Source organism: Mycobacterium sp. E136, from assembly GCF_001666865.1.
Classification (GTDB): domain Bacteria; phylum Actinomycetota; class Actinomycetes; order Mycobacteriales; family Mycobacteriaceae; genus Mycobacterium.
This window is the reverse complement of the sequence record NZ_LZJE01000393.1, coordinates 1-25,059: the sequence shown is the minus strand read 5'-3', so window position 1 is coordinate 25,059 and position 25,059 is coordinate 1. Positions and strand designations below refer to the sequence as shown.

28 protein-coding genes are annotated in these 25,059 nt (G+C 68.0%); 19 read left to right on the top strand and 9 right to left on the bottom strand.

The window, feature by feature from the left end; all coding sequences use genetic code 11:
• The first annotated feature begins 2 nt into the window (after window positions 1–2).
• The 4 genes from rpsE to A5698_RS26690 all read left to right on the top strand — a co-directional run bounded on the left by rpsE (window position 3) and on the right by A5698_RS26690 (window position 1,763).
• Complete coding sequence (gene rpsE / locus A5698_RS26705) at window positions 3–659, top strand: 30S ribosomal protein S5 (protein ID WP_090279624.1); 657 nt, start codon at window positions 3–5, stop codon at window positions 657–659.
• Window positions 660–662: 3 nt separating this feature from the next.
• Complete coding sequence (gene rpmD, locus A5698_RS26700) at window positions 663–851, top strand: 50S ribosomal protein L30 (protein ID WP_059165151.1); 189 nt, start codon at window positions 663–665, stop codon at window positions 849–851.
• Window positions 848–1,291, top strand: coding sequence for a 50S ribosomal protein L15 (gene rplO, locus A5698_RS26695; protein WP_067091072.1), 444 nt, complete (start codon window positions 848–850; stop codon window positions 1,289–1,291). The genes rpmD and rplO overlap by 4 nt, the downstream gene beginning before the upstream one ends.
• A gap of 118 nt (window positions 1,292–1,409) precedes the next feature.
• Window positions 1,410–1,763 (top strand): DUF732 domain-containing protein, encoded by a 354-nt coding sequence (locus tag A5698_RS26690; protein ID WP_068303280.1) that lies wholly within the window; start codon window positions 1,410–1,412, stop codon window positions 1,761–1,763.
• A 362-nt stretch (window positions 1,764–2,125) separates the two neighbouring features.
• Here the strand turns inward: A5698_RS26690 and A5698_RS26685 are convergent, their stop codons facing one another.
• Entirely contained in the window at window positions 2,126–3,052 is a 927-nt protein-coding gene (locus A5698_RS26685) for an LLM class flavin-dependent oxidoreductase (RefSeq protein ID WP_068303343.1), read from the bottom strand.
• A gap of 52 nt (window positions 3,053–3,104) precedes the next feature.
• Here A5698_RS26685 and sppA point away from each other — a divergent pair, with 52 nt between their 5' ends.
• Complete coding sequence (gene sppA / locus A5698_RS26680) at window positions 3,105–4,901, top strand: signal peptide peptidase SppA (protein ID WP_068303277.1); 1,797 nt, start codon at window positions 3,105–3,107, stop codon at window positions 4,899–4,901.
• A gap of 1 nt (window position 4,902) precedes the next feature.
• Here sppA and A5698_RS26675 read toward each other — a convergent pair whose 3' ends face one another.
• Genes A5698_RS26675 through A5698_RS26665 form a run of 3 tightly spaced genes read right to left on the bottom strand, consistent with a single transcriptional unit; the run spans window position 4,903 to window position 7,670 of the window.
• Window positions 4,903–5,802, bottom strand: coding sequence for a class I SAM-dependent methyltransferase (locus A5698_RS26675; RefSeq protein ID WP_068303274.1), 900 nt, complete (start codon window positions 5,800–5,802; stop codon window positions 4,903–4,905).
• Window positions 5,803–5,811: 9 nt separating this feature from the next.
• Window positions 5,812–6,714, bottom strand: coding sequence for a class I SAM-dependent methyltransferase (locus A5698_RS26670; RefSeq protein ID WP_068303267.1), 903 nt, complete (start codon window positions 6,712–6,714; stop codon window positions 5,812–5,814).
• On the bottom strand, window positions 6,711–7,670 hold the full coding sequence (locus A5698_RS26665; RefSeq protein WP_068303265.1) for a class I SAM-dependent methyltransferase: 960 nt from the start codon (window positions 7,668–7,670) through the stop codon (window positions 6,711–6,713). Before A5698_RS26665 ends, A5698_RS26670 begins: the two co-directional genes overlap by 4 nt.
• Window positions 7,671–7,935: 265 nt before the next feature.
• Here A5698_RS26665 and secY point away from each other — a divergent pair, with 265 nt between their 5' ends.
• The 3 genes from secY to map are packed head-to-tail and all read left to right on the top strand — an operon-like array spanning window position 7,936 to window position 10,622.
• A complete protein-coding gene (gene secY, locus A5698_RS26660) occupies window positions 7,936–9,276 on the top strand; it encodes a preprotein translocase subunit SecY (RefSeq protein ID WP_067298467.1) in 1,341 nt (446 codons plus the stop codon).
• Window positions 9,273–9,821: an adenylate kinase gene (locus tag A5698_RS26655; protein ID WP_067091090.1), complete on the top strand. Its 549-nt coding sequence runs from the start codon at window positions 9,273–9,275 to the stop codon at window positions 9,819–9,821. Before secY ends, A5698_RS26655 begins: the two co-directional genes overlap by 4 nt.
• A 6-nt stretch (window positions 9,822–9,827) precedes the next feature.
• Entirely contained in the window at window positions 9,828–10,622 is a 795-nt protein-coding gene (gene map, locus A5698_RS26650; RefSeq protein WP_068303262.1) for a type I methionyl aminopeptidase, read from the top strand.
• A 15-nt stretch (window positions 10,623–10,637) separates the two neighbouring features.
• Here the strand turns inward: map and A5698_RS26645 are convergent, their stop codons facing one another.
• Both A5698_RS26645 and A5698_RS26640 read right to left on the bottom strand, forming a co-directional pair.
• On the bottom strand, window positions 10,638–12,128 hold the full coding sequence (locus A5698_RS26645; protein ID WP_156670910.1) for a catalase: 1,491 nt from the start codon (window positions 12,126–12,128) through the stop codon (window positions 10,638–10,640).
• 12 nt (window positions 12,129–12,140) lie between these two features.
• Window positions 12,141–12,572 (bottom strand): Fur family transcriptional regulator, encoded by a 432-nt coding sequence (locus tag A5698_RS26640; protein ID WP_068303339.1) that lies wholly within the window; start codon window positions 12,570–12,572, stop codon window positions 12,141–12,143.
• A gap of 156 nt (window positions 12,573–12,728) precedes the next feature.
• Here A5698_RS26640 and A5698_RS29675 point away from each other — a divergent pair, with 156 nt between their 5' ends.
• The 8 genes from A5698_RS29675 (at window position 12,729) to A5698_RS26600 (ending at window position 19,520) form a co-directional block, all read left to right on the top strand.
• The gene (locus A5698_RS29675; protein WP_064400540.1) at window positions 12,729–13,190 is read left to right on the top strand and encodes a MarR family winged helix-turn-helix transcriptional regulator; all 462 of its coding nucleotides are present in this window, start codon (window positions 12,729–12,731) and stop codon (window positions 13,188–13,190) included.
• Between the two features lie 62 nt (window positions 13,191–13,252).
• Complete coding sequence (locus A5698_RS26630) at window positions 13,253–13,768, top strand: sigma-70 family RNA polymerase sigma factor (protein WP_067298470.1); 516 nt, start codon at window positions 13,253–13,255, stop codon at window positions 13,766–13,768.
• Window positions 13,765–14,490: an anti-sigma factor family protein gene (locus tag A5698_RS26625; RefSeq protein WP_068303258.1), complete on the top strand. Its 726-nt coding sequence runs from the start codon at window positions 13,765–13,767 to the stop codon at window positions 14,488–14,490. Before A5698_RS26630 ends, A5698_RS26625 begins: the two co-directional genes overlap by 4 nt.
• A 70-nt stretch (window positions 14,491–14,560) precedes the next feature.
• A complete protein-coding gene (locus tag A5698_RS26620) occupies window positions 14,561–16,267 on the top strand; it encodes a thiamine pyrophosphate-binding protein (protein WP_068303255.1) in 1,707 nt (568 codons plus the stop codon).
• Window positions 16,248–16,913: a hypothetical protein gene (locus A5698_RS26615; protein ID WP_068303252.1), complete on the top strand. Its 666-nt coding sequence runs from the start codon at window positions 16,248–16,250 to the stop codon at window positions 16,911–16,913. Before A5698_RS26620 ends, A5698_RS26615 begins: the two co-directional genes overlap by 20 nt.
• A gap of 4 nt (window positions 16,914–16,917) precedes the next feature.
• A complete protein-coding gene (locus A5698_RS26610) occupies window positions 16,918–17,928 on the top strand; it encodes a 3-oxoacyl-ACP synthase III family protein (protein WP_068303249.1) in 1,011 nt (336 codons plus the stop codon).
• The gene (locus A5698_RS26605) at window positions 17,928–18,962 is read left to right on the top strand and encodes a pyridoxal phosphate-dependent aminotransferase (RefSeq protein WP_068303336.1); all 1,035 of its coding nucleotides are present in this window, start codon (window positions 17,928–17,930) and stop codon (window positions 18,960–18,962) included. Before A5698_RS26610 ends, A5698_RS26605 begins: the two co-directional genes overlap by 1 nt.
• A gap of 39 nt (window positions 18,963–19,001) precedes the next feature.
• Complete coding sequence (locus A5698_RS26600) at window positions 19,002–19,520, top strand: MarR family winged helix-turn-helix transcriptional regulator (RefSeq protein ID WP_068303246.1); 519 nt, start codon at window positions 19,002–19,004, stop codon at window positions 19,518–19,520.
• Between the two features lie 111 nt (window positions 19,521–19,631).
• On the opposite strand, the gene A5698_RS26595 is transcribed toward A5698_RS26600, so the two are convergent.
• Window positions 19,632–20,585: an NmrA/HSCARG family protein gene (locus tag A5698_RS26595; protein WP_231967565.1), complete on the bottom strand. Its 954-nt coding sequence runs from the start codon at window positions 20,583–20,585 to the stop codon at window positions 19,632–19,634.
• Window positions 20,586–20,673: 88 nt separating this feature from the next.
• On the opposite strand from A5698_RS26595, the gene A5698_RS26590 reads away from it, so the two are divergent.
• On the top strand, window positions 20,674–21,150 hold the full coding sequence (locus tag A5698_RS26590) for a MarR family winged helix-turn-helix transcriptional regulator (protein ID WP_068303240.1): 477 nt from the start codon (window positions 20,674–20,676) through the stop codon (window positions 21,148–21,150).
• A 6-nt stretch (window positions 21,151–21,156) separates the two neighbouring features.
• On the opposite strand, the gene A5698_RS26585 is transcribed toward A5698_RS26590, so the two are convergent.
• Both A5698_RS26585 and A5698_RS26580 read right to left on the bottom strand, forming a co-directional pair.
• A complete protein-coding gene (locus A5698_RS26585) occupies window positions 21,157–22,365 on the bottom strand; it encodes a GAF domain-containing sensor histidine kinase (protein ID WP_156670911.1) in 1,209 nt (402 codons plus the stop codon).
• Between the two features lie 26 nt (window positions 22,366–22,391).
• Window positions 22,392–23,054 (bottom strand): response regulator, encoded by a 663-nt coding sequence (locus A5698_RS26580; RefSeq protein WP_067298479.1) that lies wholly within the window; start codon window positions 23,052–23,054, stop codon window positions 22,392–22,394.
• Window positions 23,055–23,179: 125 nt separating this feature from the next.
• Here A5698_RS26580 and A5698_RS26575 point away from each other — a divergent pair, with 125 nt between their 5' ends.
• Both A5698_RS26575 and A5698_RS26570 read left to right on the top strand, forming a co-directional pair.
• Window positions 23,180–23,980, top strand: coding sequence for an HAD hydrolase-like protein (locus tag A5698_RS26575; RefSeq protein WP_068303235.1), 801 nt, complete (start codon window positions 23,180–23,182; stop codon window positions 23,978–23,980).
• A gap of 57 nt (window positions 23,981–24,037) precedes the next feature.
• Window positions 24,038–25,059 (top strand): serine hydrolase domain-containing protein (locus A5698_RS26570; protein ID WP_068303232.1); only part of this gene is annotated, 1,022 nt, incomplete at its 3' end.

The window sequence follows — 25,059 nt, the reverse complement described above, 5'->3', positions numbered from 1 at the left end:
TGATGGCCGAACAGGCAACAGCCGGCGGCCCCCAGGACGGCCGCGGCTCGCGAGACCGCGACGGACGTGGCCGCCGCGACGACCGTGGTGGTCGTGGTCGCGACGGCGGTGACAAGAGCAACTACCTCGAGCGCGTCGTCTCCATCAACCGCGTGTCCAAGGTGGTCAAGGGTGGTCGCCGGTTCAGCTTCACCGCGCTGGTGATCGTCGGCGACGGCAAGGGCATGGTCGGTGTCGGCTACGGCAAGGCCAAGGAAGTTCCGGCCGCCATCGCCAAGGGCGTCGAAGAGGCCCGCAAGAACTTCTTCCGGGTCCCGCTGATCGGCGGCACCATCACCCACCCGGTGCAGGGCGAAGCCGCCGCCGGTGTCGTGATGCTGCGACCGGCCAGCCCCGGTACCGGTGTGATCGCCGGCGGTGCCGCTCGCGCGGTGCTGGAATGTGCCGGCGTGCACGACATCCTGGCCAAGTCGCTGGGCAGTGACAACGCGATCAACGTGGTGCATGCCACCGTCGCCGCGCTGAAGCTGCTGCAGCGTCCCGAAGAGGTCGCGGCCCGGCGTGGCCTGCCGATCGAGGACGTGGCGCCCGCGGGCATGCTGCGGGCGCGTCGTGAGGCCGAGGCGCTCGCCGCGTCGGCTGCGCGTGAGGGGTCGTAAATCATGGCAGAGCTGAAGATCACCCAGGTGCGCAGCACCATCGGTGCGCGCTGGAAGCAGCGGGAGAGCCTGCGGTCGCTGGGGCTGCGCAAGATCCGCCAGTCCGTCGTCCGCGAGGACAACGCGCAGACGCGCGGCCTGATCAAGACCGTGCATCACCTCGTCAAAGTAGAGGCGGTCGAGACGAAATGACACCCATCAAGCTCCACGACCTGAAGCCGGCACCCGGTTCGAAGACCGCCAAGACCCGTGTGGGCCGCGGTGAGGGTTCGAAGGGTAAGACCGCGGGTCGCGGCACCAAGGGCACCAAGGCCCGCAAGAACGTCCCCGCGACGTTCGAGGGCGGCCAGATGCCGATCCACATGCGGCTGCCGAAGCTCAAGGGCTTCCGTAACCGCTTCCGCACCGAGTACGAGGTCGTCAACGTCGGCGACATCAACAAGCTGTTCCCGAAGGGCGGCGATGTCGGCGTAGACGAGCTGGTGGCCGCGGGTGCGGTGCGCAAGAACACGCTGGTGAAGGTGCTCGGCGACGGCAAGCTCACCGTCAAGGTGAACGTCACCGCGCACAAGTTCAGTGGCAGCGCCCGCGACAAGATCTCCGCAGCGGGCGGTTCGGCGACCGAGCTGTAGTCCGCTGTCGACCGGGAGCCCCTGCCGTCACGGCGGGGGCTTTCGTGTTCGGGCGGGCGTAACGCCACCCGTCGTCGAACGATATTGTGCGTAGGCGCAACTCGTCAGGAGCAGATATATGACGTCCATCCGCCTGCTTACCGCCATCGCCATGGCCGCCGGTCTCGCACTGTCGGCAGGTACCGCGACGGCGATCGCCCAGGATGAGAATTCGGCGGTGGACGCGAAGTTCGCCGAACAGGTCGCCGCCCTGGAGATCCCGCTCGGCGAGACCGATCTACCCGAGTTGGGTCACGGAATCTGCGACATGCTCACCACCGGGTTGGCCGGTACCGCCAACCCCGTGCCCGTCGTGCGCGGCGTGGTGAACCGCCTCACCAGTGCGGGCATGAGCCGCGGGCAGGCCGCGGGACTGATGCGCGCGGCCGTCGGCCTCTACTGCCCGCAGCACGCCCGCTATCTGGGCCGCTGACCTACTGCCGCCACTCGAAGCAGCCGACACCGGGGACGCACCCGCCGCCACCCCAGGGGGCGCCGTGTCCGCAGACCCCGTCGGCGGTGCAGCCTCCACCACCGTCCGCGGCCGCCGCGTCCGCATGTTCCGTCGGCGGTGCATCCGCCGTAATCGGGGCCCTGTGCAGAATGACTGATCGGCGTGCCCGGATAGCTCTGGGCGATTGCGACGGGTGCCGCGGCGATCGCCGTCGCCGCCGCGCCCGCCATCAGCAGCGGTGCGAGGGTTCTCAGTTTCGCGATCATGATTCCGGTTTACCACCAAGATCAAGAAAAGTTAAAACACCTAAGCGTTAGCAAACTCTCCAACGCGTCGGGGCGTCACCTCAGGTTGGGAATCACCTCTGCGGCCAAACGTTCCATCTGTTCGCGGTCCTCGGCGACGTTCTCCCCGACCGGGTTGAGCAGAAGCATCTCGGCGCCTGCGTCGATGACCTCGCGCAGCCCTCGAACGACGTCGGCGGGGGTGCCTGAGACCGGTACGGTGTCGATGCCCGCCATGCCGCCGTAGATGCGGTGCAGGCCTGCCAACACTCGCTCCCTGGCGCGCGCGGGGTCGTCGTCGACAATCAGGTACACGCGCTTGCCGATCGTGAAACCCGTTGCCTCCCTGTTCTGTTCGTTGAGCTCGCGGTGGACGGTCTGGACGGCTTCGGTGAACGCGGCCGTCGTGGACGATCCCGCCCCGAGGAAGGCGTCGCCGTGCCGCACCGCCCTGGCGATCGCGCGGGGGGCGTTGGCCCCGAACCAGATCGGCGGGTGTGGCCGCTGGACGGGCTTCGGTTGTACCGGCAACGCGTCGACGTCGCGAAAACGCCCGCGGTACGTCACCTTCGAGTCGTCGGACCACGCCGCCTTCATCAGCTCGAGTCCCTCGGTGAAGGCGCGGACGAACGTGGCGGGTTCGACACCGAACGCGGCGAACTTGCGGGTGCCCCCGCCCGGAGCCACACCGAGGTCGAGCCGGCCGTGGCTGAGGTGGTCGACGGCCGTGACCGCCGAAGCCAGCTGCAGCGGTTCGTGCAGGGTGGTGACCAGGACGGCCACCCCGAGGCGGAGCCGCGCGGTCTGCCCCGCGGCCCAGGCCAGCATCTGAAGCGGCGCGAGCAGTGGTGACGGGCCGATCGTCTGCTCCAGCGTCCACCCACCGGTGAAGCCCAGTTCCTCGGCCCGGATCAGGTAGTCGCGAGTGCCCTCGGCGTCGAAGCCGGCCGCCACGCGCTGTGGAAGCGAGATGTCGAAGCGCACGGCACCACGGTAGACGGGGTGGGCCGCGAGGCGGCGTCGGTACGCTCGAACCATGCTCGCCTTCCTCCCCGGCATGTCCGGACTGCCCGGTCTGGCCGATGTACGCGCACTGGCCCGGCGCATCGACACCGCCCGCCACAACGGTGTCCCGAACGGATGTGTGCTCGAACTCGATCTGACGTCCGTGCCGAACGAGACGGGCGGGTTCGATCCGCTCGCGTTGATATCCGGAGCGGGCAAGCCGCTGTTGTTGGGTGAGGCCGTCGCCGCGATCCACCGCGCGGCGGACGACGACCGGGTCGCCGGGTTGGTCGCGCGCGTGCAGCTGCCGGCCGCGTCGCCGGGCGCGGTGCAGGAACTGCGGTCGGCGATCTCCGCGTTCAGCGACGCCAAACCGTCACTGGCGTGGGCCGAAACCTATCCGGGCACCCTGTCGTACTACCTGGCGTCGGCGTTCCGCGAGGTTTGGATGCAACCGGCGGGCACCGTCGGCCTGGTGGGATTCGCGACGAACGCGACGTTCCTTCGGGGCGCGTTCGACAAGATCGGACTTGAGGCACAGTTCGTCGCGCGTGGTGAATACAAGTCTGCCGCAAACCGTTTCACCGAGGACCGCTATACCGACGCCCATCGTGAGGCCGACGAGCGGTTGATCCAAAGCCTGCACGGTCAGGTGCTGGAGGCGGTCGCACAATCGCGCCACCTGGAGGCCAAGGAGATCGACGCCCTCGCCGACAAGGCGCCGTTGCTTCGTGACGACGCCCTGGCGGGCGGGCTGATCGACCGCGTCGGTTTCCGCGATGAGGCCTACGCCCGCATCGCCGAACTGGTTGGCGCACCGGACTTCACGCCCGGGGCGGATGCGGACGCCGACGACGCACCGCCGCGGCTGTTCCTGTCGCGGTACGCGCGGGCCACGGCCGGGCGTCAGAGCCTTCCGGCGCCGCCGATCCCGGGCCGGAAGAAGGCCACGATCGCCGTCGTCACGCTGCACGGCGCGATCGTCAGTGGCCGCGGCGGCACGCAGCCACTGCCGATCGGTGGTTCCAGCGCAGGCGGAGACACGATCGCCGCGGCGCTTCGTGAGGCCGCGTCCTCCGACGATGTCTCGGCGATCGTGCTGCGGGTCGACAGCCCAGGCGGTTCGGTCACCGGATCGGAAACCATTTGGCGCGAAGTGCAGCGGGCCCGTGACAAGGGCAAGCCGGTGGTCGCGTCGATGGGTGCGGTCGCCGCGTCGGGCGGCTATTACGTGTCGATGGCCGCCGACGAGATCGTGGCCAATCCCGGCACCATCACCGGGTCGATCGGCGTGCTGGCGGGCAAGCTCGTCGCCCGCGAACTCAAGGGCCGCCTCGGCGTCGGCTCCGGCACGGTACGCACCAACCGCAACGCCGACGCGTGGTCGCTCAACGAACCGTTCACCGACGAACAGCGCGCGCTCGTGGAGGCCGAGGCCGACCTGCTCTACACCGATTTCATCGAGCGGGTCGCGGTGGGCCGCAAGATGAGCGTCGAGGACGTCGACGCCGTAGCGCGCGGCCGGGTGTGGACCGGCGCGGACGCACACGACCGCGGTTTGGTCGACCACCTCGGCGGCCTTCGCACCGCGATCACGCGGGCCAAGGTGCTGGCGGGGATGGACGCCGAGGCCGAAGCGCGCATCGTGTCGTATCCCGGTTCGTCGCTGATGGACCGGCTGCGACCCAAGCCGTCGTCACAGCCCGCGGCGTCGCTGCCCGATGCCGTGGTCGGGATGCTGGGGCGGTCGGTGATGCAATTGGTCGATCAGACGGAGCGATCGTTCACCGGGCTGGGCGCGTTGTGGCTGGGCGAGCACCGGTTCTGAGTCAGCGCTTGATCGCCGACAGGTAGCTCATGTCGGTGAACAACCCGATGGTGCTGTCCTCGTCGAATGTGAAACCGTTGGCGGCGTAGGCATCTGGCATCTTCTGCGTCGTGACGTCCCAGCCGCGGTCGGTGAGATACTCGACGACGTCGTTGCGTTCGCCGTGATAGATGAGCTCACCCATCTCGATGTTCTGCCCGTATGCCTGTAAGCGCTCCGCGATCTCGCGCGAGCGCTCGTCGGCGAACATGCTGACGTCGGGGATGTGCTCGGTCGCGAGCCGGCTGCCCGGCGCGCTCAGCTCGTCGATCCGGTCGAACAGCAGATCCTGGGCCTCGGGCGGCAGGTAGATCAGCAGCCCCTCCGCGCTCCACGCCGTCGGCTTCGTCGGGTCGAAACCGTTGTCCAGCAGGGCTTTCGGCCAGTCCTCGCGCAGGTCGATCGCCAACGCCCGTCGGTCCGCCGTCGGCTCGGCCCCCAGCGCCGCCAGCGTATTGGTCTTGAAGGCGATGACGTCTGGCTGGTCGAGTTCGAAGACGGTGGTGCCTGCCGGCCACGGCAGGCGGTAGGCGCGGGCGTCGAGCCCGGAGGCCAGGATCACCGCCTGGCGGACACCCGCATCCGCGGCGTCGGTGAACATGCGGTCGAAATGGCGGGTGCGCACGCCCATGCCCTCGGCGGCCCGCCGCGTGTTGAACCGGGCATCGATCGCGTTCAGCGATATCTCGCCGTCGAGCGCGCGCACGAAGAAGTCCAGACCGACCGCGCGCACCAGAGGTTCGGCGTACGGGTCGTCGATCAAGCCCTCGCGGTGGCTCAACACGCGTTGTGCGGCGACCATCGTCGCGGTCGAGCCGACGCTGGAAGCCAGGTCCCAGGTGTCGTTGTCGGTGCGTGCCATTCGTGCTCCTCAGTTTCGGGTTGCGATGATCGCCAGCGAATCCCGCATCGGGGCAAGCAGATCGGTGTCGGGAAACGTGCGGCCGTATCCCGCGAACACCTCGGGCCGGTTTCTCGTCGAGACCTGCCATCCGTGTTCGGTGAGATATTCGCCGACGTGGCGGCGCTCGCCCGCATAAAACAGGTGCGATATGTCGAGGTGCGCGCCGTTGTCGCCCCACTGCTTGCTGATCGCCTTGCTGCGTTCGCCGATCGTCGCCGCGGCGTCGGGATGATATTCGGTGGCCAGCTTGCTGCTCGGTGCGCTCAGCGCCCCGATGTCGTCGAACAGCCGGTCTTGCGCCTCGGGTGGCAGGTAAACGAGCAGCCCCTCGGCGCTCCACGCTGTGGGCTGTGCCGGATCGAAACCGCTGTCCCGCAGTGCTTTCGGCCAGTCGTCACGTAAGTCGACACCGACCGTGCGCAGCTCGGCCGACGGCGTGGCCCCCAGTGACGACATCGTCGAAGCCTTGAACTCGATCACCTGCGGCTGGTCGATTTCGTAGACGATGGTCCCGGGTGGCCACGGCAACCGGTAGGACCGCGAGTCCAGACCGGACGCCAGGATCACCGCCTGCCGGATGCCCGCGCTCGTCGCGTCTGCGAAGAAGTCGTCGAAGAACCGCGTGCGCACCGCGATCATCTTCGCCATGAAGTCCGCTCCGGCGCCGTCGATGTCGTTGCCCTCGATGCCGCCGTCGACCAGGCCCGTGAAGAAGTCGATGCCGACCGCGCGCACCAGGGGAGCGGCGTACGGATCGTCGAACAGCGGATCCTCCTCGCGGCTGGCGATCGCGCGGGCGGCCGCGACCATCGTGGCCGTGGTGCCCACGCTCGACGCCAGATCCCAGCTGTCCGAATCCGTCCGGCTCATCCCTCGAGTATCCCCGTGACGTACTGCAGCTCGCCGAACCTGACCTCGTCATCGTCGGGCAGCTGCGGCAGACCGCTTTCGGCCAGCAGCTCACCGACCGTCCGCCGCGTCAGGTGCCAGCCCCGCTCCTCGAGATAGGCACCTGCCTCGTTGCGGTCGCCGAGGTAGATCAGATCGGCGAAGTCGAGTTCGAACCCGTGCTCGCGCCACCGCTGCGCCGACTCCTGCATCCGCGCCAGCACCTTCTCGCGGTCGGCGGGATCTGTGCTCGCCGGGCCGCTCTCGACCGCCACCCGGCTGCCGGGTGCGCTCAGCTCGGAGATCGTGTCGAGCAGCTTGTCCTGCGCCTCCGGCGGCAGGTAACCCAGCAGCCCCTCGGCGCTCCATGCCGTCGGAAGGGCCGGATCGAAACCGGCGGCTTTCAGCGCGTCCGGCCAGTCGAACCGCAGGTCGATGGCCACGGCACGGCGCTGCGCGGTCGGCTCTGCGCCGATGTCGGCCAGCGTCTGGCTCTTGAACGCGATGACCTCGGGCTGGTCGATCTCGTAGACCGTGGTCCCGGCCGGCCAGGCCAACCGGTACGCCCGCGCGTCGAGACCCGACGCCAGGATCACTGCCTGTCGGATGCCCGCCTCGCCCGTTCCCGTTGAATCGCCACCTCCGGTGGCGGCGAGAAAGAACTCGTCGAAGAATTTGGTGCGCACCGCCATGTTGTCGGTCATCCGCGCCATACCGACCGCCGCGTTGTCCGTGTCGAGATCCTCGAGCTTGAGCTCGCCGCTGGCGAGGCGCGTGAAGAAGTCGACACCGACGGCGCGCACCAACGGTTCGGCGTAGGGGTCGGAGATCAGCGGGTCGTCGCCGGTGCTGGCGATCGCCCGCGCGGCCGCGACCATCGTCGCGGTGGCGCCGACGCTCGATGCGAGGTCCCAGGTGTCGTTGTCGCTACGTGCCATCTATCGCTCCTGACGTTATTAATTAGTGGATATAACGAGATTGGGTCCACGTTATGTTCCCGGGCTGAGAAGACGCTGTGAGGGCCGGACGATCAGCGGGATGCGGGCCAACGGGGTCCCAACTGTTACTCTCGTAGACTGTTTGACGGGTGACTCTGCAGGCTGCGCGCTTGACGGGGGTCCGCACACGACTTAACCAAGACGCTGGTCGAATCCAGCCCCATCCGCACGCCGCGATCAACAGGCCGGCTGCGCAGGAGGAAGAGTGCTTTCGGCTTTCATCTCTTCACTCAGGACGGTCGACCTGAGGCGAAAGATCCTGTTCACCCTGGGCATCGTGATCCTTTACCGGGTCGGTGCCTCGATCCCGTCTCCCGGGGTGAACTACCCGAATGTGCAGCAGTGCGTCGCGGAGGTCACCGGCGGTGAGTCCGGGCAGATCTACTCGCTGATCAACCTGTTCTCCGGCGGCGCGCTCCTGCGCCTGTCGGTGTTCGCCGTCGGTGTGATGCCCTACATCACCGCGAGCATCATCGTGCAGCTGCTGACGGTGGTGATCCCGCGGTTCGAGCAGCTGCGTAAGGAAGGCCAGTCCGGTCAGGCCAAGATGACGCAGTACACGCGCTATCTGGCCATCGCGCTGGCGATCCTGCAGAGCACCAGCATCGTGGCGCTCGCCGCGAACGGCGGCCTGCTTCAGGGCTGCTCGCTGGACATCATCCAGGGCCAGCACGAGGGTCTGAACATCTTCACGCTCGTCGTGATGGTGCTCGTGATGACCGCGGGCGCGGCGCTGGTGATGTGGATGGGTGAGCTGGTCACCGAGCGCGGCATCGGCAACGGCATGTCGCTGATCATCTTCGCGAGCATCGCCTCCGCGATTCCGGCCGAGGGCAAGACCATCCTCGACAGCCGCGGCGGGCTGGTCTTCGCCCTGGTCTGCGCGGGCGCGTTGGCGATCATCATCGGCGTGGTGTTCGTCGAACAGGGCCAGCGCCGGATCCCCGTCCAGTACGCCAAACGGATGGTCGGCCGCAAGATGTACGGCGGCACGTCGACGTATCTACCGTTGAAGGTCAACCAGGCCGGCGTCATCCCGGTGATCTTCGCCTCGTCGCTGATATACATCCCGCAGCTCATCACGCAGCTAATCCAGAGTGGGAGCTCCAACCCGAACAGCAACAGCTGGTGGAGCACTTTCGTCGCGAGCTACCTGACCGACCCGAGCAGCCCGGCCTACATCGCGATCTACTTCGGGCTGATTGTGTTCTTCACCTACTTCTACGTGTCCATCACGTTCAACCCCGATGAGCGGGCCGACGAGATGAAGAAGTTCGGCGGCTTCATCCCCGGCATCCGGCCAGGCAAGCCGACCGCGGACTACCTGCGCTACGTGCTGAGCCGGATCACCCTGCCAGGTTCGATCTACCTGGGTTTGATCGCGGTCCTGCCCAACCTGTTCCTCTCCGTCGGGAGCAGCGGGCCGGTGCAGAACCTGCCGTTCGGTGGTGTGGGCGTTCTGATCCTGGTCGGCGTCGGCTTGGATACCGTGAAACAGATCGAGAGCCAGCTGATGCAGCGTAATTACGAAGGGTTCCTGAAGTGAGAGTCGTTCTGCTCGGACCGCCCGGCGCCGGCAAGGGCACACAGGCACAGAAGCTCTCCGAGAAGCTCGGGATCCCGCAGATCTCGACCGGTGACCTCTTCCGCAAGAACATCGGCGACGGCACACCGCTGGGTGTGGAGGCCAAGAGGTACCTCGACGCCGGCGATCTGGTGCCCTCGGAGCTGACCAACAAGCTCGTCGAGGACCGCATCGAACAGGCCGACGCCGCCGACGGATTCATCCTCGACGGCTACCCGCGCTCGGTGGAGCAGGCCAAGGCCCTCGACGAGATGCTCAAACGCCACAACACCAAGCTCGACGCGGTGCTGGAGTTCAAGGTCTCCGAGGACGAGCTGTTCAAGCGGCTCAAGTCCCGCGGCCGCGAAGACGACACCGAAGACGTGATCCGCAACCGCATGCAGGTCTACCGTGACGAGACCTACCCGCTGTTGGAGTACTACAGCGGCAACAATCTGCAGCAGGTCGACGCGGTCGGCGGCCTGGACGAGGTGTTCGCGCGGGCGCTGCAGGCGCTCGGTAAGTAGTCCGGTATGGGCCTGATAGGCCTGCGCGGCCGCAAGGTCGTTCCGCAGCGCACCCCCGGTGAACTCGACGCGATGGCGGTCGCCGGAGCCCTGGTGGCCTCCGCGCTGGCGGCGGTGCGTGAAGCCGCGGCTCCCGGGGTATCGACGCTGGCGCTCGACGAGATCGCCGAGTCGGTGATCCGCGACGGCGGCGGCGTGCCGTCGTTCCTCGGATACCACGAATATCCGGCCAGCATCTGCTCCTCGGTCAATGACCGTGTGGTGCATGGCATTCCGTCCTCGGACGAAACCCTCGCGCCCGGGGACCTGGTGTCCATCGACTGCGGGGCGATCGTCGACGGCTGGCATGGGGATTCGGCGATCACGTTCGGGGTCGGGACGCTGATCCCGGTCGACGAGGCGTTATCGCAGGCGACCAAGGAGGCCATGGAGGCCGGTGCCGCGGCGATGGTGCCCGGCAACCGGCTCACCGACGTTTCGCACGCCATCGAGACCGCGACGCGCGCCGCCGAGAAACGGTACGGCCGCGCGTTCGGCATCGTGGACGGCTACGGCGGCCACGGCATCGGACGCGAGATGCACATGGACCCGTTCCTGCCCAACGAGGGTGCCCCGGGCCGCGGGCCGTACCTGGCGGTCGGCTCGGTGTTGGCCATCGAGCCGATGCTCACGCTCGGCACCACCAAGACGGTGGTCCTCGACGACGAGTGGACCGTCATCACCGCGGACGGTTCGCGTGCGGCGCACTGGGAGCACACGGTGGCCGCCACGGAAGACGGACCGCGCATCCTCACGCAGTAGGCCGCTCACCGGGCGTCAGCCCTCGCCCATGCCTTGGACCGGCCGGCTCGCGGCGTCACCGCGCACGACCTTCTCGATGCCGGCCCCGAGGTCGTCGTCGACCCTGCGCCAGTAGTCCAGCGACCGGTCGAGCACGTCGCCGGTGACCCCCTCGAGGCTGCCCGCTATCGTCTCGACGGCCGCGGTGCGTTGCGCGTCGTTCCACACTTTGCGCACCAGCGTGCCGGCCTGGCCGAAGTCGTCGTCCTCGGCGTGCAGCGAGTAGGCCGAGCGCACCAGTTCGGCGTCTGCCTCCCAACCGTCCTCGGCCGGGCCGGTGGTGTCCGACCACGGCCGTCCGCCGCTGTTGGGCGCATACACCGGTGCCGCGCCCGAGTGGTGGTAGGCCATCTGGCCGTCGAACATGTAGGAGTTCATCGCAACACCGTCGCGCGGCTGGTTGATCGGCAGCTGGTGGAAGTTGGTGCCGATGCGGTTGCGCTGCGCGTCGCTGTAGGCGAACGCGCGACCGAGCAGCATCTTGTCCGGCGACAGCCCGACACCCGGCACCGTGTTGCCCGGGGAGAACGCCGCCTGTTCGATCTGGGCGAAGAAGTTCTCCGGGTTGCGGTTGAGCGTGAATGTGCCGACCGGGATCAGCGGGTAGTCCGCGTGCGGCCACACCTTGGTCAGGTCGAACGGGTTGAACCGGTAGTCGGCCGCCTCGGCGTAGGGCATCACCTGCACCGAAAGCCGCCAGCTCGGGTGCTCGCCGCGGTTGATCGCATCGAAGAGGTCCCGGCGGTGAAAGTCGCTGTCCTCACCGGCCAGGGCGGCGGCCTCGGCGTTGGTGAGGAACTCCAGACCCTGGTCGGTGTGGAAGTGGTACTTCACCCAGAACTTCTCGCCGGCGGCGTTGACCCACATGTAGGTGTGCGAGCCGTAGCCGTTCATGTGGCGCCAGGTCCGCGGCAGGCCGCGCTCACCCATCAGGTAGGTCACCTGGTGGGCCGACTCGGGGTTCAGGCTCCAGAAATCCCACTGCATCTGCGAGGATCGCAGGCCGGAGTCGGGCAGCCGCTTCTGGCTGCGGATGAAGTGGGGGAACTTCATCGGGTCGCGCACGAAGAAGATCGGCGTGTTGTTGCCGACGAGGTCGTAGTTGCCTTCGGAGGTGTAGAACTTCATCGAGTAGCCGCGCACGTCGCGCCACGTGTCCGGGCTGCCCTGCTCACCGGCCACGGTCGAGAACCGGATCAACATATCGGTTGTGGTGTTCTTCTGAAACAGTGCGGCCTTGGTGAACTGCGAGACGTCCTCGGTGGCCGTGAAAACGCCGAAGGCGCCCGATCCCTTTGCGTGCGGGCTGCGTTCGGGTACCCGTTCACGGTTGAAGTGCGCCATCTGCTCCAGGAAATGCACGTCGTGCAGGACGAGTGGCCCGTTGGGGCCGACGCTGAGGGTGTTGCGGTCGCTGAACGCCGGTGCGCCGGTGCCGGTCGTGGAACCGAATTGTGAAGCGGTCATGGGAATCTCCATTCAGGTGGGTTGTGTGCTGCCTTTGCAGTCGGGGCACAGGCCCCAGAAAGTCACCTCGGCCTCGTCGATCGCGTAGCCGGTCGCGCCGTCGACCTGTAGGCACGGGGCGCGCCCGGTGGCGCAGTCGACGTCGTCGATGGCTCCGCACGATCGACAGACCACGTGGTGATGGTTGTCGCCGGTTTGCAGTTCGAAGCGGGCGCGTGAGCCGGCAGGCTCGACCCGGCGTAACAGGCCCGCGCCGGTGAGGGCGTAGAGCACGTCGTAAACCGCTTGTGTCGAAAGCGATCCGATGCGCCGGCGCGCTCTGGCGGCGATCTCTTCCACGTCGGCGTGCGGATGCTTCTGCACCTCGGCGAGCACCGCGAGTCGGGGCTTGGTGATACGCAACCCCGCGGCGCGCAGGTCGTCGTGCCAACGAGTCACGGACATGCGGCCCTCCGGATACTTGAACCAGTCAAGAATCCAGTGTGCCCCATCCTCTTGCATTATGCAAGGCTTGCAAAACGCAATACCTCGACGTCGGCCGTGCTGAGTGGCCGCGCCTGCGTGCGATACTTTCGGCATGCATCCGCGCGGAATACCGATGTGACCAAGACGCCGAAGGAAGAGCTGACGGCGTTCGAGGTGGCGGCCAGGGACCTCGTGGGCCTTGCACTGCGCAGTGTGGACGAGGTCGACGTCTCGCTGCCGCAGTTCCGGTTGCTGGCGGTGCTGCAGCAGCATGGCCGGTCGACATCGACGGAATGCGCCAGGGCGCTCGGCGTGGTCGGATCCACGGTGACGCGGCTGGCCGACCGGCTGCATGCATCGGGTCACCTGGTGCGCGGTTCGGATCCGTCGAACCGCAGCGTCGTCACCCTGGAACTGACCGCCCAGGGCCGCAAACTGGTCCGGCAGGTCACCGCTCGTCGTCGCCGCGAACTCGCCCGGGTGCTGGACCACATCGACCCGGCCGAGCGTGCGGCATGCGCAGCGGTACTGCGCACCCTCCATGAGCGGTTCGCCGACAGTCAGGCCGGCGCCCGGCGCAACTCCGTCCCGCTGTGAGGGCGCAGCGCCGATACTGAACCGGATGACCGCCAACCTCGTGTCTAAAGCGGAGGTTGATATTGGACGACCCGGAAGCGACCGTGATGCGGGTGCTCTACGCGGAGCACGCCGCCGCGATCTGGCGTTATGCGGTGCGGCTGACGGGCGATACGGCCCGGGCGGAGGACGTCGTGCAGGAAACGCTACTGCGGGCGTGGCGGCACCCCGAGGTGACGGCCGACGCCTCGAGATCGGCGCGGGCGTGGCTGTTCACCGTGGCCCGCAATCTCATCATCGACGAAGCGCGCAGTGCCCGGTTCCGCAGCGAGTCGGGCACCGCCGACATGGAAACAACCGCGGACCGGCCCGGGCCCGACGAGGTGGAGGCTGCGTTGAACCGAATGATGCTCGGCGAAGCCATCGGTGAACTGTCCGAGGAGCATCGCGCGGTCATCAGTCGCGCGTATTACCAGGGCTGGACCACGGCGCAGATTGCGGCCGATCTGCACATCGCGGAAGGAACCGTGAAGTCGCGGCTCCACTACGGGGTGCGTGCGCTCAAGCTCCGGCTGGAGGAGATGGGGGTGACACCGTGACGGCATTCGAACCGGCCCTGGGCCGGACGGACGACGATCGGTACGCGACATGGGACGCCGCCTACGTTCTGGGATCGCTCTCCGAGGGGGAGCGCCGCGAGTACGAGGCGCATCTGGACGCATGTGAGCGCTGCGCGGCCGCCGTGGCCGAACTCAGTGCCATCCCCGCCTTGCTGAGCACGGTCGAACCCGCGGAGTTCGACGGCCTCGACCCGGCGCGGGCCGAACCGCCAGCCGAACTGCTGACCGGGTTGCTCGACACGGTGCGCACGCGGCGCAGGCGCTCGCGGTGGCTGGCCTCGGCCGCCGTCGGTCTGGCCGCCGCGGTGCTGGCGATCGGGATCGTGATCGCGGTTCGTCCGGAGGCATTCGGGCTGCAGGCCGGCACACCGCCCACGGCCTCGGGTCAGCAACTGGAGATGGCCAAGGTGTCCGAGACGCCGATCAACGCGACCATCTCGATGACGGGGTACGGCTGGGGCACCCGGATCGACATGGCGTGCACGTACGGCGATTGGGGCCGTCGCGATGCGCCGCCGCAGAACCTGGGGATGGTGGTCGTGGGCCATGACGGCAGCCGCAGCCAGGTGGCGACATGGCTGGGGCTCTCCGGGGCGACCGCGTTGCCGAGCGCCACCACGCCGATGCAGATGGACGAAATCGCTGCCGTGCAACTGGTTTCACCCGACTCGGGCAAGGTGCTTCTCGAGCGTTCGCTGTGAGTTCGCTGAACATATGAACTCCACCGGCCCGCGCACCGTGTCATTCGTGAAGTCCGAAAGCAGGTGAGCAATGGGCCATCGGGTCGTCGACCACATCGTCGAGTACCTCGCGGCGATCGGAGTGCGCCATATCTTCGGTGTCGACGGCGCCAACATCGAGGATCTCTACGATGCGGCGTTCTTCCGTTCCGGCATCCACGCCGTGCTCGCCAAACACGAATTCTCCGCCGCGACCATGGCCGACGGCTACAGCCGTAGTGGCTGCGGCATCGGCGTGATGGCCGCGACGTCGGGTGGCGGTGCGCTGAACACCGTTCCCGCGCTGGGCGAGGCCTTCGCGAGCCGAGTTCCCATGCTGGCCCTGATCGGGCAGTCGCCGACCGCGCTCGACGGCCGCGGCGCGTTTCAGGACACCAGTGGCCGCAACGGGGCACTCGACGCACACGCGCTGTTCTCGGCGGTGTCCGTGCACTGCCGTCGGGTGACTGCGCCCGCCGACATCGTCACCGCGCTGCCCGCCGCGATCGAGGCCGCGCGGACCCGGCGGGGACCGTCGGTCCTGCTGCTGGCCAAGGACATTCAGCAAGGCGAGGTGCCGGCCAACGGTGGCGTGGTGGTCGGTGAGCAGGCGGAGGTGCGCTCGGGCGACCCGCGGGTGATCGCGCGGGCGCTGCGCCGGGCCACGGGGCCGGTCACGATCATCGCGGGTGAACAGGTCGCGCGAGACGATGCGCGCGCAGAGCTCGAGGCGCTGCGGGCGGTTCTGCGCGCCCGGGTCGCCACCGTGCCCGATGCGAAGGATGTGGCGGGCACGCCGGGGATGGGTTCGTCGTCGGCGCTCGGCGTGACCGGTGTGATGGGGCGTCCGCACATCGCCTCCGCACTCGCCGGCAGCGCGGTGTGCCTGGTGATCGGCAGCAGGATGACGGTGACGGCCCGCGCCGGTCTCGACGACGCACTGGCCTCGGTGCCCGTGTACTCGATCGGTGCCGCGCCACCGTATTTCGCGTGCACCCATGTGCACACCGACGATCTTCGCGGCTCGCTGGCGGCGCTCACCGAAGCGCTGTCGGGTGCGGGCCGCCCTACGCACGTGCGGGTGCCCGACACGGTGACGCGGTCCGAGCTGCGGCCGCCGACGCACCGCGGGCCGGGGATCCGGTACCGCGACGCGATGATCGCGCTCGACGCGGTGCTGCCCGACGGCGTGGACATCGTCGTCGACGCGGGCAACATCGGGGCGGCGGCGATCCACCACCTGGCGGCGCGCCGTGACGGTCGCTTCGTCGTCGCGCTGGGCATGGGTGGGATGGGATACAGCTTCGGCGCCGCGATCGGAATGGCGTTCGGTAGGGGCAGGCGCACGCTGGTGATCGCCGGCGACGGCAGCTTCCTCATGCACGGCATGGAGATCCACACCGCACGCGAGTACCACCTACCCGTGACGTTCTGCCTGTTCGACAACCATGCGCACGCGATGTGCGTCACCCGCGAGCAGCGCTTCTATTCAGATCGCTACAGCTACAACCGGTTTGGGCCGAGTCGGCTGGGCGCGGGGATCGGTGCGATGTTCCCGGGACTGCCGAGCGCCGATGTCGATGACATCGCGTCGCTTCCAGACGCGCTCAGCACAGCGCTGCGGGCCGACGGCCCCGCGGTCGTCAGCGTCGAATGTTCCGCCGACGAGGTTCCGCCGTTCGCCGCGTTTCTCGACCAGGCCACCACCAAAGCGCCCGCCACAGAGGAGAACTCAAGCCATGTCGCTACCCGCCCTTGACGACATCACGGCCCACCGGGGCACCGCCGAGCCGCTGGACGGCCTGATACGCGTCGAAACGTCGCCGCGTGAGAGGGCGACGCCGATCATCATGGAGATGATGCGTTCGGTCTATCCACACGACTACGTCTACGGCGAGTACTGCACCGTCAACGACTACGTCGACTGTCCGCCTGACGAGCTGTTCGCGTACCTGTCCGATACCCGGTGTCTCGAGGAATGGACGTACAGCCTGCGCGGCTTCGCGCCCACCGAAGAACCGGGACTGTGGGCGGCCTACGACCGGTTGGGTTCGCAGACACAGATTTTCACCCGCACGGTGGCGAACGAAGCAGCCATGACGGTGGACTACCACTGCGCGTGGGATCAGGGCAGGCATCTGTGGATGATCTACCTGATGCGCGTCGTCGACGCACGAGTCGTCCTCGACACGCCGGGATCGGTCGTGCTGTGGACGAACTGTCATCACCCGTTCTACGACCGAAACCCCTACCCGGAAACGGCCCCGCCCGAGCGGCCGGTCTGGGTCGGTGACTTCTGGGACATGTTCGGGCCCGGCCATCTGCTCGAGTTGCGCAATCTCAAGGCCATTGCCGAGTACCGGCACCGCAACGGCCTTCCCGTGACACCCGATTGGATGAGGTGAACCGATGACCGTCAGCCTTCTCGACGTCTCGACGTATTTGCCCGGCGAACCGATCGGCGCCGAATACTATGCGCAGTTCGCCGAATCCGACGACCTGCGGGACAACCTGATGTTCCGCGCACCGCGATTCCGTCACCACGTAGCCCCCGACGAGACGGCCGTGGACATGGTCGAGCGGGCGGCCGCGGGCCTGATCGAGCGTCACGGCCAGGATGCGGTCGCGGGCGCGGACGTGTTGATCACCCACACACAGATGCCCGATGTGCCGTTCTACGGAGGCGGCGGCGCCATGGCGCACCGGCTCGGCATGAAACCGTCGTGGGTGCTCGATCTACACAACGGCGGCTGCGCGGCGTTCGTGCTCGGCCTTCAGGTGGCGCGACAACTGTTGTCGTCCGGCGCCGGCCGCACGGCGCTGATCGCCGTCGCGCAGAACGCCGCCGGGCAGGCTTTCGACCAGCCGGGGGTCCGGCGCAAGGCGCAGGCGGCGGTGCCCGGCGACGGTGCGGCCGTCGGCCTCGTCGCATTGTCCGAGCAGTCGCCGATACTCGATGTCGAATGCCGTACGTACGGAGAGTTCGCCGGCGATATGACGGTCACCTCCGATCCGCCGCGAAAATGGTGGCAGCCCGGCCCCGGCGAGGGCTACATCGGCTTCACCGAGAGCAAGATCACCAAGGTGCTGGCGCGGGGCAACCGGCAGGTTCCCGAGGTGTCGTACGCCGTGTGCGACCGCATCGGGATCAAGCCACCCGACCTCGACGTGCTCGTCACCAATCAGCCGAACCGGGTGTTCTTGCGCAACTGGCGTGATGCGCTCGAACTTCCCGCCGACCGTCACGTCGACACGTTCGACGAGTGCGGCAACCTGTTCGGCGCGGGCATTCCGATCAATCTGGATCGCGCGATCGGCACTGGCACGCTCACGTCGGGTGACGTCGTCCTGATGGCCGCGTTCGCTCATGCCGGTGACTTCGCAGGCGCGGCCGCTGTGCGTTGGGGCGGCCGCGGCTGATGGCGGCCCCGAGGCACAGCGGTGCGCAGGCCGTCGGCGCGCTACCCACCGCCCTGGACCCGACGGCGTTGTCGCTCAACGAGAATCCCTTTCCGCCGCTGCCCTCCGTGCGAGCAGCGTTGACGGCCTCGATCGAGGCGGCCAACCGGTATCCGGAGTACCTACCCGAGCGGCTGCGTTCGTTGATCGCCGATCGGATGGGTCTGTGCGACGAGCAGGTCATCATCGGGGCCGGTGCGACCGGTGTGATCATGCAGGTGCTGCATGCGGTGACGAGCCCAGGCGACACCATGCTCATGGCCTCGCCGACGTTCGACGGATATCCGATCTTCGCGCAGATGGCGCGGCTCCGATCCGTCACCGTTCCGCTGGACGCGCACGGTCACCACGATCTCGACGCGATGGCGTCGGCCGCCACCGATGCCGGCGTCGTGGTGGTGTGCCGCCCGCACAATCCGACGGGAACCATTGAACCCGCCGCCGACCTCGAGCGGTTCTTGCGGAAGGTGTCGCCGGATACCGTGGTGCTCCTCGACGAGGCTTACGCGGAGTTCTTGGCGCCGGAATGCCGGATCGACGCCGTCGATCTGGTGGCGCGCTACCCCAATGTCGTAGTGCTACGGACGTTCTCGAAGGCGTACGGGTTGGCCGGACTGCGCATCGGTTACGGCTTCTGCGCACCTCGGCTCGCCCGCCGGCTGTGGACCATGCAGTTGCCGTTCGGTGTGGCGATCACGGCGTTCGTCGCGGTGGCGGCGTCCTTCGACGCGGAAGCCGAGCTGTGCCAACGCATCCGGATGATCACCAGCGAGCGTCGGTACCTGCGCATGCGGTTACGGTCGATGGGCGTGTACAGCACCGAGAGCAACGCCAACTTCGTGTACGTGCCGGAGCGCGGCCGAGATTGGGGACCGGCATTCGCGTCGACGGGGGTGCGCGTCCGGCAGTACGCCGACGGCGGTGTGCGCATCACCGTGGGCGATCGCCGGTCGACGCGCGCCGTGGTCGCGGCGGTGGCCGAGGCGCTGCGCTGAAATCTGCGGACCGCGTCGAGCGATGCGGTATGAAGAGGCGTGGCCCCTGAACCGTCACGACCGCCGCAGGACGACCGTGACCCGATCGCGCTCGCCCGCGCCAATTGGCAGCGTTCGGGTTGGGGGGATGTCGCCGACGGCATGGTGGCGGTGACGTCGGTGATGCGGGCCCACCAGATCCTGCTGGCCCGCGTCGAAAGCGCACTTCGCCCCTACGACCTGAGCTTCTCGCGCTTCGAGCTGCTGAGGTTGCTGGCGTTCACCCGTAACGGCGCACTGCCGATCACCAAGGCGTCCGACCGGCTGCAGGTCCACGTCACCAGCGTCACGCACGCGATCCGACGGCTCGAGGCCGACGCTCTGGTCGAGCGGATTCCCCATCCGACCGACGGCCGGACGACGCTGGTGCAGATCACCGAACTCGGCCGCTCGACGGTCGAGGACGCCACGGTGACATTGAACAACGAGGTCTTCGCCGACATCGGTATGTCGGCCGCCGAGTCGCGAGCGCTGGCCGACTCGATCCAGACTCTGCGCCGCAACTCCGGGGACTTCTAGGTCCGGTCGGTGCACGGCGCGGCGTGCGTCGCGCCGCACGCCGAGAAGACGCAAAGTTGCCCGAAAACCGCCGAAAATAGGCAACTTTCGTCTGCTCGCGGGAGTCGTTACTCACGCTTTCTGGCGCGCCACCCAGTCGCGGAACGACTGCAGATCGGGATTGAGTGTCCGGACGAACTCCAGATCGCGCACCGCGATGAACCGCTCGGAATCCTCGGCGTAGTACTGGAACATGTTGGCTATCTCGACTGCGCCGGGAAAGCCCAGCGCGCGCAACTCGTCCCAGGACTGGGGACGGTAGAGCACCGGTTCGCCGTGCAACGTCGACAGTTCCGCGGCGAACTGCTCGCCGGTCAACTGGTCACCAGCGATGCTCACCGTCTCGCCGATGAATTCCGCCCCGCGCTTGAAGATGCCCAGCGCGGTCCGGCCGATGTCGTCCACGGCGATCGCGGCCATCGGCCGGTCCGCCATGGGCAGCGTGAGCACGAGTTCGCCGCTGTCGGCGCGCACCGGTTGCAGGTCCGCGGTGAATCCCTCGTAGAACCCGGCGGTGCGCAGAAACGTCGTCGGCACACCGAATTCGGTGAAGAAGCCGTCAGCCTCGGCCTTGGCGTCGAAGTGCGGCACCTTGTATCGGCCTTCGACCGTCGGCACCCGGTCGTCCTCACCGAAGTGGTCACGGGTGTCCTCGAGCGTCGACCAGACGACGTGTGCCACGCCGGCGGACTTCGCCGCGCGGGCGGCCGTTTCAGCCTGGTGTAGTTCGGATTCCGCGCGGCTGCGTGCGGCCTCCTCCTGCGCCGTCCGGTCCGCCCAGTAATTCGTTACGACGAACGCCGCCGAGGCGCCGTCGAACGCGCGCTCCAGGCTCGCGGTGTCGTAGAGGTCGGCCTCGACCACTTCCGCGCCGGCGTCGGCCAGCTGTTTGGCCTGCGGCGACTGCGGGTTGCGCGTTATCGCGCGCGCCCGGAACTGCCGGTCCGGGTCGGCGAGGATCGCTCGGGCCAGCCCGCCGCCCTGCTTGCCGGTGGCCCCCACCACGGTGATCAATTGCTGCGACATGGTCATCTCCTCTTAGGTTGATACGTCAACCCAATCCAGAGTAGCGCGCTAGGTTGATATGTCAACCCAATCGGGTAGGATCGGAAACATGGCTGGTAATGGGCGGCTGCCGCAGGAAGAACTGGACGCCTGGCGTGCGTTCGTGGCGATGCGCCACGGGCTGGAGCGTCACTTGGTGGCCCACCTACAGCGGGATTTCGGGTTGTCGGACTCCGATTTCGAGATCCTGGTCAACCTGTCCGAGGCGCCGAAGGGTCGGATGCGGGCGTATGAACTGGGCAGGGCCACGCATTGGGAGAAGACCCGGTTGTCGCATCACCTGCGCCGGATGGAGAAGCGCGGGATGATCCGCCGCGAAGACTCAGGGGCCCGCTATCCGGACATCGTGCTGACCGAGGCCGGGCGTGACGCGATCAAGGCGTCGGCACCCGCCAATGCCGCGCGGGTGCGGGAGTTGTTCATCGACGTGCTCGGCCCGAAACGGCTGGCGGCGATTCGCGAGATGTCCGAAGACGTGATCGCCGCGATCGAGGAGCATCGGGCCAAGGACTGCACCCTGGAGTGATCGGCCCTAGTCCGGCACCGACGGCAGCGGGATGGTCGCCGTCACCGCGGTGCCCGCGCCCGGGCGCGACCGGATGTTGAGCCGGCCGCCGACGATCTCGGCGCGCTCGGCCATCGACAGCAGGCCGTAGCCGCCCATGTCGTCGCCACCCAGCGGATGCTCGAAAGTGTCGAAACCGATTCCGTCGTCGACGATCTCGAGCCGCGCGACATCGCCGTTGTCACCGGAATCGACGGTGAACATCAGGCGCGCCGATGTCGCCTTGGCGTGTTTGACCACGTTCTGCAGGCACTCCTGGGCGATCCGGTACAGGGCGAGCTCGATGTGGTCGGGCAGGCGGCGCTCGGCGAGGTCGGCGTCGATACCGATCTGCGGTATCGACCGGGCGAGGCTGGCCAGGCCGCCGGCCAGTCCGAGGTCGTCGAGGACCGGCGGGCGCAGCCCGCTGATCGCCGCCCGCGCCTCCTGAAGCGTCAGGTCGACGAGTTCGCGCGCCTTGCCGAGTTGTTCGGCGACGATCGCGGGGTCGTCGGACCGGGTCGCGGCGTCCAGCCGGTAGGACAGCGTCACCAGCCGCTGTGAGATGCCGTCGTGGATATCGCCTGCGAGACGGCGCCTTTCGAGCTCCTGAGCCTGGATCACCTGCTCGACGAAGTTCTCGTGCGCGCGCTCGCGGGCCACCAGCTGCCGGTGCAGCCGGGCCTGGTGCATCGCGCCCGCGATGAGCCTGCCGATCACCACCAGCAGTTCGACGTCACGGTCGGTGAACTCGCGGCGCTCGACGGTGTGCACGTTGAGCACGCCGACCAGGCCGCCCGGATCGGTCTCCATCGGCACCGACACCATCGACGTGAAGTCCGAACCCCGTAGCGACTGGAACGGCATGTAGCGCGGGTCGGACTCCTTGTCCTGCGTGATCACTACGGGTTCGCGGTGGCTCGCCACCCAGCCGGAGATGCCTTGTCCCAGCGGCAGTCTGATCTTGCCGATCTCGGCGTCGAAGGGCGGGGTGGCGCCCGCCAGCGTGAGTGAGCGGTCGCTGTCGTCGAGCACGTGGACGAAGCACACGTCGCTGGCCGTCGCCGCGGTGATCATCCGCGCGGCCGCGGCGGCCAGCGGTTCGACGCCCGGCCCTTTAGATGCCGCCTGGATCAGCTCGCGCAGCAGCGCCAGCTCGCGGTCGGCGGCCAGCGCGTACTGGCTGAGATCGTGCACCGCGTCCGATGAGCCCGGCGCCGTGGTCACTTGAAGATTCCTTCGCGAAGAGCGGTCGCGACGGCGCCCGTGCGGTCGTTGACGCCCAGCTTGCGGTAGATCGAGCTGAGGTGCGTCTTCACCGTCTCGTCGCCGATCACGAGTTTGGCCGCGATCGCCCGGTTCGACAGCCCGTTGACGACGAGCGAGAGGATCTCGCTCTCGCGCTGGGTCAGGCCCTGGCGCGCGCCCGGCCAGAACTCGTCGCGTTGCAGCCGAGCCGCGGTGTCGACGGCCCTGGCCGCCATGCCCGGATCGATGGCGGTTTCGCCGCGGTGCACGAACTCCAGCTGACGGACCAACTCGTCGCTGCTGATGCTCTTGAGCAGATAACCGGACGCCCCCACCCGGAGGGCCTGGAACAGGTACTGCTCGTCGTCGTAGACCGACAGCATGACGATCTTGCGTCCGGCGTTGCGCTGGCGCAGTTCGGCGCACAGGTCCAGCCCGCTCGCCCCCTGCATCCGCACGTCGCACAGGACGATGTCCGGGTCGAGATCGTCGATCACCGCGACCGCGCGTTCGGCACCTACGGCCTGGCCGACGACCTGCACCCGGTCGGAGAACGCCGCCAGCATGGCCTTGAGGCCCTCGATGACCATCTCGTGGTCGTCGACCAGCACAAGACGCACCGGTGGGCTGCTCGGCATCCCCCCACCTTAGAGGCGTCATTTCCCAGGTGAAGCAGGTTGTCGGGGCGTGGCGGGAGGAATCCGCACCGATGATCCCCCGATTGGGGGAGGCCCAGGCGTGTGATGGCGGCCACTCTTTACCTATGCCGACAACGCAGGAGACGACGTGGCGGGCGGGCCGGTTCTGGTGGGACTGCGCGCCTCCCGGTTCGCGCAGGGCGGCGTGCGGTCTGGTGTTCGACCTCGATGCATTGACCGACATCGAGATCGACGGCCACCGGGTCGCCTACAACGCCGCCTTCGAGGCGCACGGACTGGATTTCCAGTGGTCGGTGCCGCGCTACCGGCAACTGCTCGCGCTCACCGATGAGCGGCAACGGGTCGCGGCCGAACTGCGCAAGCGCGGCGTGGCCACCGAGGCCGATGTGCTGACCAAGCTGCTGGCTGACGAGATCTACAACACCAAGTCCATGCTGTTCGACGAGCTGATCCTCGAGCGGGACCTGGCCCCGCGCGCCGGCCTCGTCGACTTCGTGATGGACGCCGTCGGCGGCGGTGCGCAGGTGGCCGTCGTGGTGAACGGCCAGCGCGGCTGGGCCGAACCGCTGGTGCGCCAGCTGGTCGGTGAGGGCCTCGTCGAGGTCGTGGTCGCCGCCGAGGATGTCGTCAAACCGATGCCCGATGCGGAGGCCCACCGACACGCGCTGTGGGAGCTCGGCCTGTCGGCCGACGAGGCGTTCGCGATCACCGGCTCGGCGTCCGGACTGCGGGCGGCGAACACCGCCGGAATGCCGACCCTGGTGATCACGGGGGAGGGCACGCCCGAGATCCCGGCTGCGGTCGCGGTGCGGCCGGACTTCGCCGGCGCCGACCCTCTGCGGTTCGCCGATTGCCAGCGACTGCACGCCAACTGGTCGCGCGGCCGCAAGCAGACGGCCGCCTAGCCGAAGCATTCACCGGAACGACCGCTCCGTTCGGCGCGGGCGGCCTACCATCACGCGATGGGGCAGAAGACCAGAATCTCGCCCGACCTGATCGGCGGTGACGTCGACGAGGGCTACGGGAAGGTCGCCGACGCATTCCGCCGCAACCTGAGCAGCGGACGCGAAATCGGCGCGGCGGTGGCGGCGTACCGCGACGGTCGCAAGGTGGTGGACCTATGGGGCGGCTACCGCGATGCATCCACGCGGTCGCCGTGGCGGGGCGACACGCTCGTCAACGTCTTTTCGACGACGAAAGGTGTTGCCTCCCTTGCCGTGGCGGTCGCTGCCTCGCGCGGTCTCCTCGACTACGACACCAGAGTCGCCGAGTACTGGCCCGACTTCGCCCAGGCCGGCAAGGCCGACATCACCGTGCGCCAGTTGCTGAGCCACCAGGCCGGTCTGGTCGCCATCGACCCCCCGCTCACGATCTCGGAGATCGCCGACCCCGACGTCATGTCGGCGCGGATCGCGAAACAGGCTCCCGCATGGCCACCTGGGACCCGCCACGGCTATCACGCCGTGACCCTCGGCTGGTACGAGTCGGCGTTGATCCGCCAGGTCGACCCGCAGCGGCGGACAGTGGGTCAATTCCTCGCCGACGAGATCGCCGCGCCCCTCGACCTCGATTTGTTCATCGGGGTTCCTGCATCCGTCGACCGTGAGCGCATCGCCCGCCTCGAGGCGCTGTCCCGGTTGGATCTGTTGTTCCACATGAACACGATGCCGCCGATGTTCGCGTTGGCGATGATGAACAAGGCCAGCCTCGTGGCGCGGGCCTTCGTGTTGGCCCAGGGGGTGGTTGACGCCGCGGCGCTCAACCGCGACGAATTCCGCGTCGTCGAGATGCCCGCCGTCAACGGCACGACCACGGCACGGGCCGTCGCCAAGCTGTACGGCGCCGCGGCCACCGGCGCTGCTGAGCTGGGCCTCTCCCGCGCGGTGCGTGATGCCCTGGAGGCGCCTGCCGCGGCGCCGACGCGGGGCGTGCGCGACAGGATCATGCACACCGACGTGTCGTACTCGCTGGGCTTCGGCAAGCC